This window comes from Methylomicrobium sp. Wu6, assembly GCF_035916875.1.
Lineage (GTDB): Bacteria > Pseudomonadota > Gammaproteobacteria > Methylococcales > Methylomonadaceae > Methylomicrobium.
On record NZ_JAXUHN010000091.1, the window covers coordinates 100,492 to 118,045 of the forward strand.

The 17,554-nt window shown below is 53.0% G+C and carries 19 protein-coding genes and 1 pseudogene; 5 read left to right on the forward strand and 15 right to left on the reverse strand.

Going from position 1 to position 17,554, the window contains the following annotated elements:
- The first annotated feature begins 3 nt into the window (after nucleotides 1-3).
- The 3 genes from U2W12_RS16950 (at nucleotide 4) to U2W12_RS16960 (ending at nucleotide 1,470) form a co-directional block, all read left to right on the forward strand.
- Nucleotides 4-327 (forward strand): YbaB/EbfC family nucleoid-associated protein, encoded by a 324-nt coding sequence (locus U2W12_RS16950; RefSeq protein ID WP_326501873.1) that lies wholly within the window; start codon nucleotides 4-6, stop codon nucleotides 325-327.
- 2 nt (nucleotides 328-329) lie between these two features.
- A complete protein-coding gene (recR, locus tag U2W12_RS16955) occupies nucleotides 330-926 on the forward strand; it encodes a recombination mediator RecR (RefSeq protein ID WP_326501874.1) in 597 nt (198 codons plus the stop codon).
- 205 nt (nucleotides 927-1,131) lie between these two features.
- A complete protein-coding gene (locus U2W12_RS16960; RefSeq protein ID WP_326501875.1) occupies nucleotides 1,132-1,470 on the forward strand; it encodes a histidine triad nucleotide-binding protein in 339 nt (112 codons plus the stop codon).
- Between the two features lie 115 nt (nucleotides 1,471-1,585).
- Here U2W12_RS16960 and U2W12_RS16965 read toward each other — a convergent pair whose 3' ends face one another.
- The 3 genes from U2W12_RS16965 to moaD are packed head-to-tail and all read right to left on the reverse strand — an operon-like array spanning nucleotide 1,586 to nucleotide 3,103.
- Nucleotides 1,586-2,404, reverse strand: a complete 819-nt coding sequence (locus U2W12_RS16965) for a DUF2797 domain-containing protein (RefSeq protein ID WP_326501876.1) — start codon at nucleotides 2,402-2,404, stop codon at nucleotides 1,586-1,588.
- An 8-nt stretch (nucleotides 2,405-2,412) separates the two neighbouring features.
- Complete coding sequence (locus U2W12_RS16970; protein ID WP_326501877.1) at nucleotides 2,413-2,868, reverse strand: molybdenum cofactor biosynthesis protein MoaE; 456 nt, start codon at nucleotides 2,866-2,868, stop codon at nucleotides 2,413-2,415.
- Between the two features lies 1 nt (nucleotide 2,869).
- Entirely contained in the window at nucleotides 2,870-3,103 is a 234-nt protein-coding gene (moaD, locus tag U2W12_RS16975) for a molybdopterin converting factor subunit 1 (protein ID WP_326501878.1), read from the reverse strand.
- A 75-nt stretch (nucleotides 3,104-3,178) separates the two neighbouring features.
- On the opposite strand from moaD, the gene moaC reads away from it, so the two are divergent.
- Complete coding sequence (gene moaC, locus U2W12_RS16980; RefSeq protein WP_326501879.1) at nucleotides 3,179-3,655, forward strand: cyclic pyranopterin monophosphate synthase MoaC; 477 nt, start codon at nucleotides 3,179-3,181, stop codon at nucleotides 3,653-3,655.
- A gap of 345 nt (nucleotides 3,656-4,000) precedes the next feature.
- Nucleotides 4,001-5,041 carry a UDP-3-O-(3-hydroxymyristoyl)glucosamine N-acyltransferase gene (lpxD, locus tag U2W12_RS16985; protein ID WP_326501880.1) on the forward strand — a complete coding sequence of 347 codons (1,041 nt, stop codon included), beginning with the start codon at nucleotides 4,001-4,003 and terminating at the stop codon, nucleotides 5,039-5,041.
- 291 nt (nucleotides 5,042-5,332) lie between these two features.
- On the opposite strand, the gene U2W12_RS16990 is transcribed toward lpxD, so the two are convergent.
- From U2W12_RS16990 to U2W12_RS17045, 12 genes and pseudogenes are all read right to left on the reverse strand, one after another.
- On the reverse strand, nucleotides 5,333-5,524 hold the full coding sequence (locus U2W12_RS16990) for a hypothetical protein (protein WP_326501881.1): 192 nt from the start codon (nucleotides 5,522-5,524) through the stop codon (nucleotides 5,333-5,335).
- A gap of 434 nt (nucleotides 5,525-5,958) precedes the next feature.
- A complete protein-coding gene (locus U2W12_RS16995; RefSeq protein ID WP_326501882.1) occupies nucleotides 5,959-7,416 on the reverse strand; it encodes a hypothetical protein in 1,458 nt (485 codons plus the stop codon).
- A gap of 5 nt (nucleotides 7,417-7,421) precedes the next feature.
- Nucleotides 7,422-8,144: a type III pantothenate kinase gene (locus tag U2W12_RS17000; RefSeq protein ID WP_326501883.1), complete on the reverse strand. Its 723-nt coding sequence runs from the start codon at nucleotides 8,142-8,144 to the stop codon at nucleotides 7,422-7,424.
- Nucleotides 8,141-9,136: a bifunctional biotin--[acetyl-CoA-carboxylase] ligase/biotin operon repressor BirA gene (gene birA / locus U2W12_RS17005; RefSeq protein WP_326501893.1), complete on the reverse strand. Its 996-nt coding sequence runs from the start codon at nucleotides 9,134-9,136 to the stop codon at nucleotides 8,141-8,143. The genes U2W12_RS17000 and birA overlap by 4 nt, the downstream gene beginning before the upstream one ends.
- A 49-nt stretch (nucleotides 9,137-9,185) precedes the next feature.
- On the reverse strand, nucleotides 9,186-9,764 hold the full coding sequence (locus tag U2W12_RS17010) for a PilZ domain-containing protein (RefSeq protein ID WP_326501884.1): 579 nt from the start codon (nucleotides 9,762-9,764) through the stop codon (nucleotides 9,186-9,188).
- 124 nt (nucleotides 9,765-9,888) lie between these two features.
- Nucleotides 9,889-10,143 (reverse strand): hypothetical protein, encoded by a 255-nt coding sequence (locus U2W12_RS17015; protein WP_326501885.1) that lies wholly within the window; start codon nucleotides 10,141-10,143, stop codon nucleotides 9,889-9,891.
- A 68-nt stretch (nucleotides 10,144-10,211) separates the two neighbouring features.
- Complete coding sequence (gene glcF / locus U2W12_RS17020; RefSeq protein WP_326501886.1) at nucleotides 10,212-11,405, reverse strand: glycolate oxidase subunit GlcF; 1,194 nt, start codon at nucleotides 11,403-11,405, stop codon at nucleotides 10,212-10,214.
- Complete coding sequence (glcE, locus tag U2W12_RS17025; RefSeq protein WP_326501887.1) at nucleotides 11,405-12,475, reverse strand: glycolate oxidase subunit GlcE; 1,071 nt, start codon at nucleotides 12,473-12,475, stop codon at nucleotides 11,405-11,407. Before glcE ends, glcF begins: the two co-directional genes overlap by 1 nt.
- An 89-nt stretch (nucleotides 12,476-12,564) precedes the next feature.
- Nucleotides 12,565-14,226, reverse strand: coding sequence for a glutamine--tRNA ligase/YqeY domain fusion protein (locus tag U2W12_RS17030; protein WP_326501888.1), 1,662 nt, complete (start codon nucleotides 14,224-14,226; stop codon nucleotides 12,565-12,567).
- A gap of 194 nt (nucleotides 14,227-14,420) precedes the next feature.
- Nucleotides 14,421-16,961, reverse strand: a complete 2,541-nt coding sequence (locus U2W12_RS17035; protein ID WP_326501889.1) for an EAL domain-containing protein — start codon at nucleotides 16,959-16,961, stop codon at nucleotides 14,421-14,423.
- A gap of 12 nt (nucleotides 16,962-16,973) precedes the next feature.
- Nucleotides 16,974-17,396, reverse strand: coding sequence for an ATP-binding protein (locus tag U2W12_RS17040; RefSeq protein ID WP_326501890.1), 423 nt, complete (start codon nucleotides 17,394-17,396; stop codon nucleotides 16,974-16,976).
- A gap of 28 nt (nucleotides 17,397-17,424) precedes the next feature.
- Nucleotides 17,425-17,554, reverse strand: a pseudogene (locus tag U2W12_RS17045) (transposase); the annotation flags it as partial.

Below are 17,554 nucleotides of genomic sequence, written 5' to 3' on the forward strand. Positions count from 1 at the left end.
CTCATGAAAAATCCTCTCGGTAGCATCATGCAGCAAGCCCAGAAAATGCAGGAAGACTTCAAACGCGCAAAGGAAGAAATCGAAGCGATGGAAGTGACCGGTCAATCCGGCGGCGGCATGGTCACGATTCTGATGACCGGCAAGCGCGAAGTGCGCAAGGTCACGATCGATCCGTCGCTGCTCGGCGACGACAAGGACATGCTCGAAGACCTGGTCGCAGGCGCAATCAATGACGCAGTCAACAAGGTCGCCAAAATGAAGAAAGAAAAAATGGCCGAAATTACCGCCGGCCTGCCCTTGCCTCCCGGCTTTCAAATGCCGTTCTGAGCATGCGTGACAACGGCCTCCTGGGCCGCCTGATCCAGCATCTGCGCTGCCTGCCCGGCGTCGGCCCGAAGACCGCGCAGCGCATGGCCTTCCATCTGCTGCAAAAAGACCGCCAAGGCGCGCGCGCGTTGGCCGAAACGCTGCTACTGGCGATCGACAACATCGGCCAATGCGGCAACTGCCGTACTCTGACCGAAAAGCCGCTCTGCGACATCTGCGCGAATCCGGCCCGCGACAAATCGCTGGTATGCATCGTCGAAAACCCTTCCGACGTATGGATCATCGAGCAAGCGGCCATCTTCAAGGGCCTGTATTTCGTGCTGCACGGCCGCCTTTCCCCCTTGGACGGTATCGGCCCCGGCGAGCTCGGCCTCGATCAACTCGAACAGCAACTGGCCGCCGGGCAGATCAAGGAACTGGTGCTGGCGACCAACTCGACCGTCGAGGGCGAAGCTACCGCCTTCTTTATCGGCGAACTCGCCCGCAAGCATCACGTCCAGGCCAGCCGCATCGCGCACGGCGTGCCGATGGGCGGCGAACTCGAATTCATCGACAGCGGCACGCTGCTGCATGCATTTAACGGGCGCAGGACGATTTAGCTCCTTCGTCCGAGTATTTCAAGCTTAGCCTGGTACGCTGGACGCACCTTATCAAAATACAGATAACTTGCAGCCCAAAAAGACACCAGATTAGCGACTCCAATCGCCATCAATCTCCAAATCGTTATAAAATGCAGCCAGCGATGACATGCCAAAAGACACCCGCATACCAAGATTGACCCTACCGACAGCACAAGGAAAAACCATGACGAATTGTTTATTCTGCAAAATGGTCGCCGGCGACATCAAACCTGATGTGGTTTACGAAGACGACACCGTAATGGCGTTTCGCGACATCAATCCGCAAGCCCCCGTCCACATCCTAGTGATTCCGAAACGCCACATTGCCACACTGAACGAGATCGACGACACCTTATTGGAGGGACAACTGCTGCAAACCGCAGTCAAGCTGGCCAAGCAGGAAGGCATCGCCGAAGACGGCTACCGAACGCTGTTCAACTGCAACCGAAACGGCGGTCAGGCGGTTTATCATTTGCACTTGCATCTGCTGGGCGGACGGGCGCTGCATTGGCCGCCGGGCTAATTCAGCACCCTAACTTAGACGGACGTTAACCATCGCAGATCAAAATGCAGGGCATGCATAGCTTTTTTATTTACCACGAACGTCAACTCGATTTTGAAGCCGAGTTTTTCTAATACTACAAACCGGAAAACTCGACTTCGTATCCGGTAAACTTGCGGATATTGATCACCCCGGCATCCAACATCAGATACTGTCCCTTAATGCCGTGCAGAACGCCCGCTACTTCCGGATTTTTGTCCAGATTGAACGAAGCGACCTTGACCGGGTAGCGGTCTACCGGATAACGAATATCGACGCCGGACTGATCCGTCAAAAAATCGATCGCCTTGTCGCCGAAGCGCGCACTAATTTCATCCAGCTCTGACCTGCATACATCCCTCAACTTATCGCGTTCGGCCTGAAGGTCGATCGGGCTGACCTGATTCTTCAGCATTTGCTGCCAACTGGTCTTGTCGCTGATGTGCTTGGCAAGGATCACTTCGATCATGCCGGAGACATGGCGCGACGGCACGCGGAAGATCGGCAGGGCCTGCACCGCGCCCTGGTCGATCCAGCGCGTCGGGATTTGCGATTGGCGGGTGATACCGACCTTAATGCCGCTCGAATTGGCCAGATAGACGATATGCGGCTGCATGCAGAACTGCTCGCCCCAGGCCGGCTCGCGGCAGGTGCCGGCCGCGTAGTGGCAGGTTTCCGGCTTCATGATGCACATGTCGCACTGCGCCAGCTTGATGAAGCAGGGATAGCAGTAGCCCTGGTTGAAACTTTTTTTGGTCGCCTTGCCGCAATGCACGCAAAAAATGTTGCCGGTATGGCGCAACCTGATCGGCTGGCCGAGCAAGGGGTTCAACTCAACACTCTGGTCGCCGAGCGGGAGGCGGTATTGCACCGTTTGCTCCAGCTTCACCTGCATTTTATCCAATGCTCCCAACATCCTTTGCCTCACTCGGTTTTCAAATAGCCGTCGGTATTGTGCGCGACCCAGCGTTCGCCCCTGCCTTTCAACACTTCTTTCTTCCAGAACGGCGCTTTCGATTTGAGCGCCTCCATAATGTATCGGCTTGCATCGAACGCATCGCCGCGATGCGAAGTCCACACCGCGACCAGCACGATCGGCTCTCCAGGCCCAATCTCGCCGACCCGGTGCACGACCAGCGTATCGATCACCGGCCAGCGCTCGACGGCTTCCCGGACGATTTTTTCGAGAGCTCTCTCGGTCATACCGGGATAATGTTCGAGGATCATGCCGGCGACATCATCGCCTTCGTTGAAGTCGCGCATCGTGCCGACAAATAGGCTCGTCGCGCCAAATTTGCCAGCCATTTGCCCGGATTCGTCTTGATAATCGCGCACTTCGGACCACGGATCGAAGGACTCGGCAGAAATTTTGATCAACACGCTAGCCTCCGGTCACCGGCGGAAAGAACGCCACTTCATCGCCTTCTTTGACGAGGCTGTCCCAATCCGCATAATCCAGATTGATCGCAACCAGGATTTGCTCCGGCGGCGACAGCTCGGGAACGCATTGCCGCCAAAGCGCTTTCGCGGTAATAGGTTCGGCGATCGTCACCCGCTCTTCCGAACGCCCGACTCGCTCCTTCAGACTGGCAAAATAGCGAACTTTGATTGACATAACCCTTCACGCAATGATAAAAAATCAGCCCTTGTGCTCCCACGGGAGCGTTTTAATCAGTCATTCTACCGAATTGTGACGCATACTCCACATTTTAATCAGGCCGGCGAAGCGATCATGGTCGATGTCGGCGAAAAAGCCATCACCCAGCGCACTGCGATTGCAGAGGGTTATATCGAGATGCAGTCCGCCACCTTGAGCATGATCCTCAACGGCGAACATAAAAAAGGCGACGTGCTGGCCGTGGCCAGAATCGCCGGCATCATGGCCAGCAAAAAAACCTCCGATTTGATCCCGCTGTGTCATCCCCTGCCGATTACGCATGTGGCAGTCGAATTCAACGCCGAGGCGGAACATAACCGTATTCGCTGCCAGACACTGGTCAAGACCAACGGCCAGACCGGCGTCGAAATGGAAGCGCTGGCCGCCGTGCAAATCGCGCTGCTGACCATTTACGACATGTGCAAGGCGACGGACCGCGGCATGACCCTGCAGGCCGTGCGCCTGATCGAAAAAGACGGCGGCAAGTCCGGTCACTGGCGACGTGACTAACGCTCCCCACCGCTAACGCAGTATTTCTCGTAGGCTCTGTCTGACGCCTTCCAACTGATCGCGCAATTGGACCCGGAAGTGTATTTGTCGGCCGGACTTCGGTAAAAACCCCCTGCAATTGCAGAAAAAGCGGCCTGAGTTAGGCTATCGGCTTTCGGCAATTCGGGCTGGATTTGGTAAACTAACCGCAGAAGGCTTACATCGCCGGATTTGGCGGCTGAGCAAGACAATCGTCCAACCGTGACGGAAGAAAAACCATCCTCAAAGAATACCCTGTAGCCACCATGCCGGGTTAAGGTTACGCCTACCCCGACCTACAAGACTGAAACAAAAAGCGAGTACTCCATGCCGATAACCGTAAAAGAACTAGCCGTGCTCTGCGGAGCCCGCATCGAAGGCGGTGATGCCGACCAAACGATCCATTCCGCTGCCGACATCAGCTCCGCGAAGGCGGGTCAGGTCACGCAATTGACCAGCGCCAAATACGCCGTGCATCTACAACAATCGGCCGCATCGGCTTGCTTGATAGGCGAAGAATTTACCACTCAGGAAGTTCCCGAATCATTAGCCTTGCTGGTCTGCAAGGATCCCGAACTCGCCTTTATCGAAGCAGTCAAACACCTGCATCCCGAGCGCGTCTATACGCCCGAAATCGCACCGCAGGCCGTGCTCGCAAACGATGTGACGCTGGGAGAATCGGTTTATATCGGCCCTTATGCGGTGATCGGCGAGTGGACGGCCATCGGCGATCACAGTGCGATTCTGGCGGGCGCTTATCTCGGCAGCAATGTCAAAATCGGCAAACACTGCCGCATCCATCCCTATGCGGTGATCTACGATGACGTCGAAATCGGCGATCATGTCACGATCCATTCCGGCGCGATCATCGGCGCGGACGGCTTCGGCTATAAATTCAGAAACGGAGCGCATGTCAAGGTGCCGCAAATCGGCAATGTCAGAATCGAAGACAACGTCGAAATCGGAGCCAACACCTGCATCGACAGGGGAGCCTTGGGCAGCACCGTAATCGGCACAGGATCCAAAATCGATAATCTGGTGCAGATCGGCCATAACAACAAGGTCGGACGGCATGTGATCATGTGCGGTCAAACCGGCGTCTCGGGCTCGTGCACGATCGACGACTATGCGATTCTGGCCGGCAGTTCCGGTATCGCGGATCATGTCACAATCGGCAAGGGTGCAGTGGTGTTGGCGCGCTCAGGCGTCGCCGGCGACATTCCTCCCGGCGCGCAATATTTCGGCAGCCCGGCCAAGGATAAAAAAACCGCTTATAAGGAGCAGCTGGCAATACAGAAATTGCCCGATCTGATCAAGAAGATCAAAAAGCTGGAGGAAAAATTGCTGGAACTGGAGAAGAAGCCATAATCGTCAGGCTAATATCGCTTTTGCATGCGGAACTGATCTAGCAGCGACCTACCCTACATCCCGTCATCGGGGAGAGCGGCGCGCCGTAAAGCAAAGTTCTAGGGATTAAAATTCGATAGGCCACAAGACGTTTTTCCCGAAACCAGGAAAAAGCGGAGTAGTCTATCGGGAGGACTTCATCTGTTCCTGCGGGGCCGGCGGAATCAGATCAAAAATAAGGTTGAGGAGGGGGATTTTTTCGAGAAAGGAGTTACCCCCTGCAGGCAAACGCCACCAGGGGGTACTATTTTTTTATTTTTCGGTAACGTTGCTTGTTTTTCTTTTTGATAATGCTTGATCGATTTCAGCATTACTTGCAGCAACGGCGCCGCTTTGGAGGTGCTTCGTTTCGTCTTTCTTCAGCAGTACAACCAACAGGATGATTGACGCGATGGCAACGCCAACGATGATCCAGGTGTTATCTTTTTCTTGTGCTTCAGCCATTTTTAAATCCTCTATAGTTATTAATGTTATAAGCCCCTCTCCTCAAGAGAGCAACCCATCAAAAAAATTTTAACGAGCCGGTTGTCGGTTTATATCTGAACAACGGCGTAATTTTTATCATGATATAAGGCCTTGTGTCAAAGCCATATGAAAAAAAAATCCAACTTCGCCTGTTTGCAGAGCCACACACTGAAAAGAACGGCCCATCTCCACACCCAACAAAAAATCATAATATGTTGAAATATATTGTATTTTTTTATAAAGACACAACCTTGTACTGACGCATCGAGCAAACCCGAGAAGACGCTCTCCGCATTTTTTCGGCTTAGAAGGGCGACAATGCGGGGGTGCCTTTTACCCTGCCGTTTTCAGGGTTTTGACAGGATTTATGCGCCAAATCGGGCGCCGTTACTTGCCGCAAAAAAGCCGACTAATCAAGGCATGACCGCAGTATCTTTAGGGCAATTCTGCTCGGAATCCGGCATCTTGTGGAGCTTGATGTCAGGATAGCTCTTTTCCAGGGCCCGTAGGCTTCCGGCAATCGCTTCGGCACCGGCAATCAGCGCATATTTTTGCCGCTTATTCTTATAACGCGGCGAGACAACCGAATCGACGCCCTTATCGAGCAGACTTTTTTGCATTTGCAAAGCATTCTCTTCCCTGTTAAAAACACCCAACGATATCTGTCCCTTCTGCTCGCCCGCCGACAACGGCCAGACCTCTCCGAGACCCCGCTCGCGCAACATATGCATAGCATCTTTCGTTGCTTCCTCGCCGCCCGGGGAATGATACAGAACCAAATAATCGCTGATCACTTTGCCCTCTCGAAATACCGGCTTCATTCGGCCCTGAGCGCCAGCAACCTGTTTTTGCCAGACGCTCAGGCTTTGCTCATTCGGAAACGGCCCCGCCTCGTAGCAGACGAGGTTGACAGCGTTTGCATCTTCAGTGTCATTCTGCTGCTTTTGCTCTGCTTCGGCAGGCGTTTTTCGAATGGCCGGGACATCGGCTTTCAATGGCGCATTTTCGATGCTGACGACACTGCCGGATGGCGTTTCCGAATCAGGCATCTTCTGCTGAGACAACGAAGTCTCTTTGGCCGCACTCTCCACGATTTCCGTCACTGGGCGTGTCGATTGACCGGGGCGACTTTCCAGGCAGCTTGGATCGGTATCGCGCAACGCTCTGAGAAGAATTTTCGGATATTTTTGTCCCAACTCGCCCAGACGGACCGCAACGGCGCCTGGACCTGTAAAGAAGGCATATTTCTGACCCGCATCCTTGAAACGCGGCTTTACGACAGCCTCGACGCCCCTGCCCTGCAAGTCTTCTTGCATGCGCGCGGCCTGGGCTTCACGGCGAAACATGCCGAGCGAAATGTAGCCCTTATACTGACCTGTGGCGAGTGGATAGGCGTCACTGATGCCCTTATCCCGCAAAGCTTGCATAACGGATTTCATGTCCTCCGGACTGTCTGCTGCCGGGAAAAGCACCAAATAGTCGGCGACTTCCTGCGCATTGCGTATCACCAGTTTCATGTTTCCATCAACTTCGCCGACCGCTTTGCTCCAGGCCTTAACTATTTGCTCATTCGCAAAGGGGCCTGCCTCAAAACAGGCAAATGTATTTTGCTGCACCGGGGACTGCATTGCAGCCTCAGGCGTTGCCGCGATCTTTTGCAGGTTGCTTTGATTCGGAACCGTCGCGGCAAGAGTAGTCCGCGCTGCCGCCGGCGGCTCACTTTTTTGCTCACTCACCAGCACGATCTTCTCCTGGAGCATCGCCGCATCTGGCGCGGGCGTTTCAGCAACCTGTTCGTATGCGCCACGATGATGCTCATACATCAATAATGTCAGATTCGCCAAAAGCACAAGAAAAAAGGCTGTTTTCATAGGCATTATTCCAAGAGCAAAGACAGTCCGCGGAGCACTAGATCGTTATCGATCCGGCTGGCACAGCCGAGCTGGCCCGCGATCAGCGATGCATCGCCGCCAGTCAATAGCAACCCGCAGTGTTCTGACCGCGCGGAAAAAACATGTTCGATCAGACCGGCCGCAGCAGCCAGCACGCCGCTATAAATGGCAGCAGCGGTATGATTGGCGGGCCCCGCAGTAAAGGCCGAATCATCATAGCCCAACGCCTCGGTGCCTCCACTGAGCGATTTTTTCATCAGTTCCAACCCGGGGCAAATCATGCCGCCCAAGTGACGGCCGCTCTCGTCGAGCAAATCGACTGTTATCGCGGTCCCGCAATCGACAATGCATACTGGCAAAGTGTAATGACGGCGCGCCGCCAGCAAGGCCAGCCAACGGTCAACGCCGAGTTTTTCGGGCTGCAGGTAAGCATTGGTGACGCCAAAAGCCTGTGCCTCCGATTTTGCTTCGAGGACGGCAATGCCGGGCCATAAAGTACTCGCCGCCGAACGCACGATCCCGGCAAGCCGGCGGGCGCTGACACAGGCGATAGCCAAATGGCCCGGCCTTGGAAGGTCACGCCAGATTTCGGCCAAACGTCCCTCGGTCAGCGTATGATTTAACAGCGCAATGCCTACGGCAAGCCCGCCTTGATCCGAAAGCGCCCATTTCAGGCGGGAGTTACCGATATCGACGAGCAGATTCACGGAAATGTTCGCCTAAAACTGACTTCGCCGGAAGCAAAGGCGCGGAGCTTTTGCTCCGCATCGCGCAGCAGCAAAAATCCTTGCGCGTCGATGCCTTCCAGAGTTCCATCGAATTGCTGCGCTCCGATAAAGACGCTGGCCCATTCGCCGCGCAAACAATCATAATCCCGCCATTCATCCAGATAGGCTGAAAGTCCAGTTTGCTCAAACTCGGCCAGCACCGCAAGCAGTTGACCGATCAACTCACCAGCAAGTTGATTTCGACCGATGTGTTGGCCGCCAACAATGCGGCAGAGGTCAGTCCACGGCTGTTCGATAGCCACCGCCTCCTCCTCCGGCAAAAACAGATTCAGGCCAATACCGGTCACCGCATAACAGGGTCCTTCATTTTCGCCCGCTACTTCGATCAGAATGCCGCCCAGCTTTTTGCCTTCGCTGTAAATATCGTTCGGCCATTTCAGACCGGCATTAACGATGCCGTGACACCGTAATGCCCGGACTACCGCGACGCCGATCGCCAGACTCAATGCCGAAATCGCGGCGGGCCCATGCTGAAAACGCCATAGGATCGACAACAGAATATTACTGCCGTAAGGTGAAACCCATTGCCTGCCGCGCCGGCCCTTTCCGGCGATTTGCCGTTCCGCAAGGCAGACATGGCCCGAAGGCGCGTTTTGCCTCGCCAGGCTGCTCAGGTAGGTGTTCGTGGAGTCGATTTGATCATGAATTTCCAGTCTGGAAATCTTTGCTCGGCTTTTGTCGTCGAGATGACCAAGGATTTTAGCGCTGTCCAAAAGCTCTATCGGCCGAGACAAACGATAGCCCTTACCGCTGACTGCCGCATGCCGCACACCCAAAAGCTCCAGTCCGTTCAATTGTTTCCAGACCGCGGAGCGGCTCACGCCCAAAGCCGTTGCGAGTTCGGCGCCGGAATGAAACTCACCGTCAGCCAATAGGGCCAGGATTTTTTTTTGGCTGTCGGAAATCAGCACGGGCGTATTGCCGCGCTCGGCCATGAAGCTATTGATCGATATACGCGCGTCAAACCTTTTGCTCACGAATCTGCGTTATTTGGCGTTTGATCACATGCTTGATCAACAGTTCGCGGTCCTCTTCCTTCATGTTCAAGTAATCGACGCTGACGACATACGGGTAACGCTGATCGTTCGACGGATTCTGCCGGCATTGAATGACCCGGCAGCAGGTCGTGACCAGAGCCCGCGACGCCGGCAACAGAATCTTCACTTCCAGAAAATCGCCTTCATGCAAGGCTTGTTCGCTGCCGAAGGCAAGGCCTGACGCACTCAAATTCACATGACAGGAATTTTTTTCCCTGACCAGGGCATTCTGCTGCGACAGGCACTCTGCCAGCATGTCGGCCTTGTAATTGAGCAATTTCAAATACTCCGCAACATCGGATTGCGTCGCCTCGATCCGCGTCAAGACAGCATGCATTTCATGCTCAAGCGCGTCCATGATCTGAGGCAAGGCATCGCTGGTCAGCACATTTTCGTCAATACGACTGGCTTCGCTCGCCTCCTGGCGAGCGATTTTTCGATAATAGAGATCGACTTCATCGTTGACACGAAAAAATCGCCGTCTGTCTACGGCTTCCGGCATGGCGCTTTGGTCTCCTCAAAATTTCCCGCCTGGCTTGGGTCGAAAATATTAAAATACGGCACAAATAACGTCCACCCCGCGCCAAGCACGAGTACAATACCGCTATCAACCGCGCAGGTCCCGATCAAAAATCGAGGTCGTCTTCGTTAAAATCGCCCAACTGTTCCCTCAGACTCTTTTTTTCCCAATACATTTCGATTTTTCTGCGCGCAGCCATCTTTTTCACGGCCTTCTCATCTTCGGTCGGAAACGAGATGTATTCATCGATCAGATGCAGTTCATAATCTTCAATCTCGATATCGGCGTCGCGCTTACTTTTTTCGATTTCGGGTTCGGCTTTGGGGGATTCCGCTGCGGATGGCTGTGTGTCTTTCGTCATAAGAAAATCAGCTGTTAAAAATGCGCTTTATAATTATCTAAAAGACAGTTGTAAAGAAAAAATAATTATTACAGCAATTCTATCCAATGCGAGACTTTTTGCCGAGAGGACGATTGCAAATGTATCAAACATCCGATATTCGCAGTCGCAATGATATCAGGGTGTCCAGCCTGCAACGCTTGCAGCTTCGAATCGCGTAATTTTACGGCCAAGCCCGGCTGCAACAGCGAATACATGCCGGCCGAACCGCAACACAGATGCGCATCGACAACCGGAGTCAATCGATAACCGATCTTTTGCAGAATCGCTTCGGGTAACCCTTTGAGCCGCTGGCCGTGCTGCAAAGTGCAAGGCGATTGAAAGGCGATGCGCTGGCTGCCGGCCTGAAATGAAGACAAATCTTCACCAGCTAACACTTCCGCAATATCCTTGACCGCCGCCGAAAAACGCGCGGCTTTTTCGGCATAGGCGGGATCATTGTTGAGCAACCGGCCGTAATCCTTTGCCATCAAGCCGCAACCGGACGCGGTCGAAACGATCGTTTCAATACCTTGCCGTAGATACGGATCACACGCATCGATATTTTTGCGCGCCAGATCGAGCGCCCTTTCATGCGCCGACAAATGATAAGGCAATGCGCCGCAGCAGGCGCCACTTTTCACTTGCAGCAACGAAATGCCTAGCCGGTCCAGCACGTTGGCAGCCGTCAAATCGATCGTCGGCGCCAGCGCAGGCTGAACGCACCCCGGCAGAATCAGCATTTTGCGCGCATGCTGGGCCGCCGGCCAAAGGGCTTGCGGCGTTGCGGGCGGAATTTTGTTGCTGAAATATGACGGCAACAACGGTCTGAGCCGACGCGCGATTTCCAACAGCACCGAAAACCGGTTCCGATAGGGAAATACTCGGATGATGACATAACGCTTCAAGCGATCGAAAAAAGCCCGCCCCGCCTGCCGCTCGACAATGCTTCTGCCCGCATCCAGGAGATACCCGTACCGTACGCCGGAAGGACAAGTCGTTTCGCAGGCTCGGCAAGTCAGGCAACGGTCAAGATGCGTCTGCGTCAACCGCGTCGCAGGCTGGCCTTCGAGCACCTGCTTGATCAGATAAATGCGCCCTCGCGGGCCGTCCAGTTCATCCCCCAGAAGTTGATAGGTGGGGCATGTCGCATTACAAAACCCGCAATGCACACAGGCGCGCAAGATTGCTTCCAGTTCGCCGCGCTGTAATACATCGACATGATCTGCGAAACGGGTATGCACTACCAATCCTGGTATATTCGCTGGGGATTGAACAGACCATAAGGATCGAACGCCTGTTTGATGTGTTGATTCAATTGCTTCAATCTTCCGGTCAACGGGTGAAATACCTCACCGCTGCGATTTTGCCTTTTAAACAGCAACGCATGTGCACCCGCCTGTTCCGCCGCCGCAAATACCGCCTCGGCCGGCTCAGCCGTTTTCAGCCAGCGTAAACCGCCCCCCCAATCATAAACCCAGTCGCCCGCGAGCGCCAATGGTTTGGTCGCAGGCGGCAAACTCAAGCGCCATACATTCATTTCGACTTGGAAAAAATCGAGCTGATGTTCGTTCAACTCTTGCCAATAAGCGCTATCGGCCGCCCCGGCATCGCCGCCGATACGCGTCGCGGCTGTTTTGACCGCCTTCTCGGCGCCGGACAACCTGACATGCAACTCGCGCCCATCATAACTAAGGCCGGAAACCGGCAACGGACCGGAAGCCAGCGTCGTCATTTTGGCCAGCGCATCGGCAATCGGCAATTCAAAACGGCAAGTCCATTCGGCATCGGGACGCGGCAGCACTTTCAACGAAATTTCGAGCAATACGCCCAGCGTGCCGAGGGCTCCGACCATCAGGCGCGACACATCGAAACCCGCGACATTCTTGAACACCTCGCCCCCGAACGACAGCACCTCCGCCTTGCCGTTGATAATCTTGCAGCCGAGTACAAAATCGCGGGCAGAGCCCGCAAAAGGCCGCCGAGGCCCCGAAAACCCACAGGCAATAGCGCCGCCCAGGGTGGCCTTTTCGCCGAAATGCGGCGGTTCGAAAGCGAGCATCTGGCCTTGTTCGGCGAGCGTCTGTTCGAGTTCTGTCAACAACATGCCGGCGCGCGCAGTTACGACCAGTTCGGACGGATGATAATTGACAATACCGCGATGACCGTCAATGCATAATGGCTCGCCGGAAGCCTCCCTCCCGTAAAAAGCCTTACTACCGCCGCCGGTGATTTTAAGCGGCGTTTTGGCCATCAACGCTCGTGCAACGGCCTGTTGCAGCCTTTGGGTATGATCGTTGGAGACAGCGGTCACGGGGAGACAGTGAAGGCCAGTTTGAGACTTTTCACCCTACAAACAGTTGATATTGGCAATACGCGAACGGTTGCCCGAATTGGGCACGATCAGTCTTTCACCCAGCCGTCCCTGAGCGTAACGGTCCGGTTGAACACCAGATTGCCGTCCTTACTGTCCTTATCGAGACAGAAGTAACCGATCCGTTCAAATTGGAAGCGGCTTTCGGGCAAAGCGTCGATCAGGCTCGCCTCAACCCGGCAGCCGGTCACGACCTGCAACGAGTTCGGGTTCAGCGCATTCAGGAAATTTTCTTCATTGTCCGGTTGCGGAACCGAGAACAAGCGGTCGTATAGACGCAGTTCGGCCGGCAGAGAATGCGCTTCGGATACCCAATGAATCACGCCTTTGACTTTGCGGCCTTCGGGATTCCTGCCGAGCGTATCGGGGTCGTAGGTGCAGCGCAACTCGACGATATTCCCGGCATCATCCTTGACCACTTCGTCGCAACGGATCACATACGAACCGCGCAAACGCACTTCACCGCCCGGCACCAAACGCTTGTATTTCGGCGGCGGATTCTCGGCGAAATCGTCGCGTTCGATCAACACCGTTTTCGCAAAGGCGACGGCCCGTGAACCGAGTTCCGGCCGTTGCGGATGATTGCCTATGCCCAAATTTTCGATTTGCCCGTCCGGATAGTTCGTGATCACCGCACGCAACGGCTCCGATACCGCCATCACGCGCGGCGAGTTTTGATTCAAATCCTCGCGGATGCAGTGCTCGAGCACACTCATCTCGATCCAGGAATCTTTTTTGGTCAGGCCGATCCGTTCGCAAAAATCGCGGATCGCGGCCGGCGTGACCCCTGCCCTTCGCAGCCCTGCGATCGTCGGCATGCGCGGATCGTCCCAGCCCGAGACATGCTTTTCGGTGACAAGTTGATTCAGTTTGCGCTTGCTGACGATCGTATATTCGAGTTGCAGGCGGGCAAATTCGATTTGCTGCGGCCGCCAGGGCGTGTTCAGTTGCTCGAGCACCCAGTCGTACAAAGGTCGGTGGTCTTCGAATTCAAGCGTGCACAACGAATGCGTGATGCCCTCGATCGCGTCCGAAATACAATGCGTGTAATCGTACATTGGATACAAACACCAGTCGTCGCCGGTGCGTTGATGATGCACCCGGCGAATCCGGTATAGCGTCGGATCGCGCATGTTGATGTTCGGCGACGCCATGTCTATCTTCGCGCGCAACACATATTGCCCATCCGCATAAAGTCCGTCGCGCATGCCCTGGAACAAGGCCAGGTTTTCCTCAATCGAACGACCGCGATCCGGACTGTCTTTGCCCGGCTCGGTCAACGTCCCGCGGTAGGCGCGGATTTGTTCGGGCGTCGAACTGTCGACGTAAGCCTTGCCGTCTTTTATCAATTGCACCGCATAATTATAGAGCTGTCCGAAATAGTCGGATGCATGCCGCAGTTCGGTCCACTCGAAACCGAGCCAGCGCACATCGCGCTTGATCGCTTCTACATATTCATCGCTTTCCTTTTCAGGATTGGTGTCGTCGAAACGCAAATTGCAGGTGCCGTTGTATTCGAGCGCCAGTCCGAAATTCAGACAGATGGATTTGGCATGGCCGATATGCAGATAACCGTTCGGCTCGGGCGGAAAGCGGGTCGCGACCTTGCCATTGTGTTTGTTGGTTTTGAGATCGTTGTTGATGATGTGGCGAACAAAATTGGCCGGCGGCGTATTATCGTTAATGGACATGAACTCTTGGCTTTAGGGTTATATGCGCGTTGTGCCGATTAAGCAAGCCCGCGCTATCGGAATGCTTTGGACAACCGCAAATGCTACTTGATTTGCTAGACACAGTAAAGACAAAAGCCCGAAATCGTTGATGTGCGCGAAGTATTAAAGGCATCAAACGAACCTCCTGGAAAATGCTGCTCAATTTCGCATTATCAACTGGCCAAAGGTTGGCAGGTTGTTTGATCTTCGTAAAGCGGCTTGGGCATACCCGTGAAATAACCTTGCGCATAATCGACTTGCAAGCCGTTAAGGGTTTGCAGGATCACCTGATTTTCAACAAATTCGGCAATCGTCTTTTTGCCAAGCACGTGACCGATATCATTGATCGATTTGACCATCGCCAAATCGACCGAATCATGCTCAATATCTTTCACAAAAAAACCGTCGATTTTCAAAAAATCGACCGGCAGATGCTTGAGATACGCAAATGACGACAAACCGCTGCCAAAATCATCCAGTGAAAACTTGCACCCGTATTCTTTCAAACGCTTCATGAAATCGGTTGCGAGGGTCAAATTCGCAATGGCCGCGGTTTCGGTAATTTCAAAGCAGACTTTGGCAGGCGGCATGGACGTTCTGGCAAACTCGCTTTCGATAAAACCCAACAGGTTAAGATCGCTCAGGCTCGAACCGGAAAGATTGATGGAACACAATGATAAACGCTCTAAACGTTTGTAATGATCCGTAAAATAATCGAACACATTGCGAATCACCCAGCGGTCAATTTTAGTAGCCAATTGGTAACGTTCCGCGGCCGGCAGAAAAGCCTTGGCCGAGACAAGATTGTCATTTCTGTCCCTCATGCGAATCAAAATCTCGCAGTGTTCACCTTCGCCCGCGCCGAGCGGCACGATATCCTGGGCATAAAGACAAAAAAGGTCTTGCTCCAAGGCATCATTTATCCGAACCACCCAATTCATCTCGCCATGATGCTGCACCATGGCCTTGTCATCCTCGCGGTAAATGTGAGTCCGGTTTCTACCGGCTTCCTTGGCCATGAAACAGGCCATATCGGCCTGTTTCATGTGAATATCGGCACCGCCGTTACATAAATCGATCATCACTAACCCGATGCTGACACCGATCCGAAAACTTTTGTCTTGCCAAAAAAATTGGAATTGTTCGACGACTTGATGAATTTTGTCGGTCACCGCAACCGCCGATTCGAGCGGGCAATTTTCCATCAAGATCGCAAACTCGTCGCCGCCCAGGCGCGCGAGCGTATCGCTGCGACGGGTCACGGTCGAAAATAAGCTGCTGATCTGCCTGAGCAACTCATCTCCCGCGGCATGACTGCATGTATCGTTGACAATCTTGAACTGGTCGAGGTCGATATAGCACAAGGCATGGCTGGCCTTGCTGCTGGCAACCAAGGCAACAACCCGTTCCAGCCGCCGATCAAACTCCTGCCGGTTAATCAGTTGCGTCAGCGCATCATGGCTGGCCTGATAGGACAGCTTCTCGGTCAATTGCAGCGCTTCGGTGACATCTTCCTGGATTGCGACAAAGTGCGTAATTTCTCTTTCCGAATTGATTACCGGCGCGATCGATTCCCGCGCCCAATAAAGTTCTCCGTTTTTTTTCTGATTCCTCAATACCCCACGCCAAACCTGCCCCGATGAGATAGTATCCCATAAAGTTATGTAACTGTCTGCTGACAAGCCGGAGCTAAATATACGGGGCGTTTTACCGACCACTTCTTCAGAAGAAAAGCCAGTCGTTTCAGTGATTTTGCGATTCGTATATTCGATAATTCCATTCCGGTTCGTAATAAAAATAAAATTCGGACTGTTATCCATCGCGTGATACAGTTTGCAAAGATCGTTTTCAACCAGTTTTCGTTCATGGATATTTCTGATCACTCCAAAAATTCTTGGCGGCGCTTTGAAGTTGTCATGAGCCAAATTGAACAAATCAATAGAATTGGGATTAATATCCATTGAGGTAATTTCTACATACCTGAACTCATTTTCATTTTGGCACTGCAAACGCAACTGGGTCGTCACACTGCTACGATCTAGACACGCGCTTTTAAATACGGTTTCGGCTTTTGACCAGTCTTCCTTATAGACCACTGTCGAATAATGCTTTCCTGTTATTTCGGCCAGCGTGCATCCCAATAGATTTTCTACCGCTTTATTCAAATAGGTAAAATTTCCGTCCTCATTCATTAAAAAAATGATGTCCGGAGAATTTTCCACAAAAAACCGGTGCATTTGTTCCGATTGATGAAGCCGGTTAAGAATCTGCCGGTTTTCATCCTGCAAACGTATAATTCTTTGCGCTTTAGCGACTGTATTTTTTAAAACCTTGACTTCATAAGGCTTTTTAATGAAATCATGAACAAAGCTATAGCGCAGAGCACGCCTTGCTTCTGCAAAGCCAGCGTCTCCGCTGATCACGATCACTTGAGTATTCACCACCATGTCCGCGACATGTTTCAGCACATCAAACCCGTTCAAGTCGGGCATGTTCAGGTCCAGCAAAACCAAGTCCACCAGATGTTTGTTTAAAATATCGATGGCCTCACGGCCGCTTTGCGCCAAGACCACTTTATGACCGTCAAATTCAAAAATCTTGCGCAAACTGTCTCGCACCAGTTTTTCATCATCAACAATTAATAAATCGATCCTGCCCCCTTTTGTGCCGTCTGAATCGGCTGCGCGAGTTATAAGACTTGAATCAAAAAGCATGGCAATTCACCGTTACATTTTTCGTTCTGATTTAAGGAGGATTTTCGGTAGAAAAACATGAAAAACCGTCCCGGTCGCCGCGGATGAATCGCAGCGTATCATGCCTTTTAGTTCGTCAATCAGGCTTTTACAAATTGTCAATCCAAGACCGGAGTGATCTTTACCTTTTGTACTAACAAGCGGAGCATATAATTGCCGCAAGACTTCCTCTGGCATACCTGGGCCTTGATCCTCGACCTTGATCTCGATAAATCCGCCGGTTCCGAAGTAAATATTATTTTTGGTAGAGATAGTTATTTTGCCGCCCACCGGCGAGGCTTCCATCGCGTTCTTTATTAAATTAATCAGTATTTGTTTCAGCTTGTTTTTACTGATCGATAAGTGCTTAGCAGAAAGTAAATTGGTATTGAGAGCCAAAACCAGCGCCGATTTCATCGATAGCCTCCTCAAGTTCGGTAGGTGTAAACGATTGGGATGGCAGCCACTCGTATTTCATTTTGCGCCATAGCATTTCAATCCGATTCAGCTCAGGACTGTAAGGAGGTAGAAAATAAAAGCGCATCCCATTTTCGGCCAGTAGTTCCCAATACGGC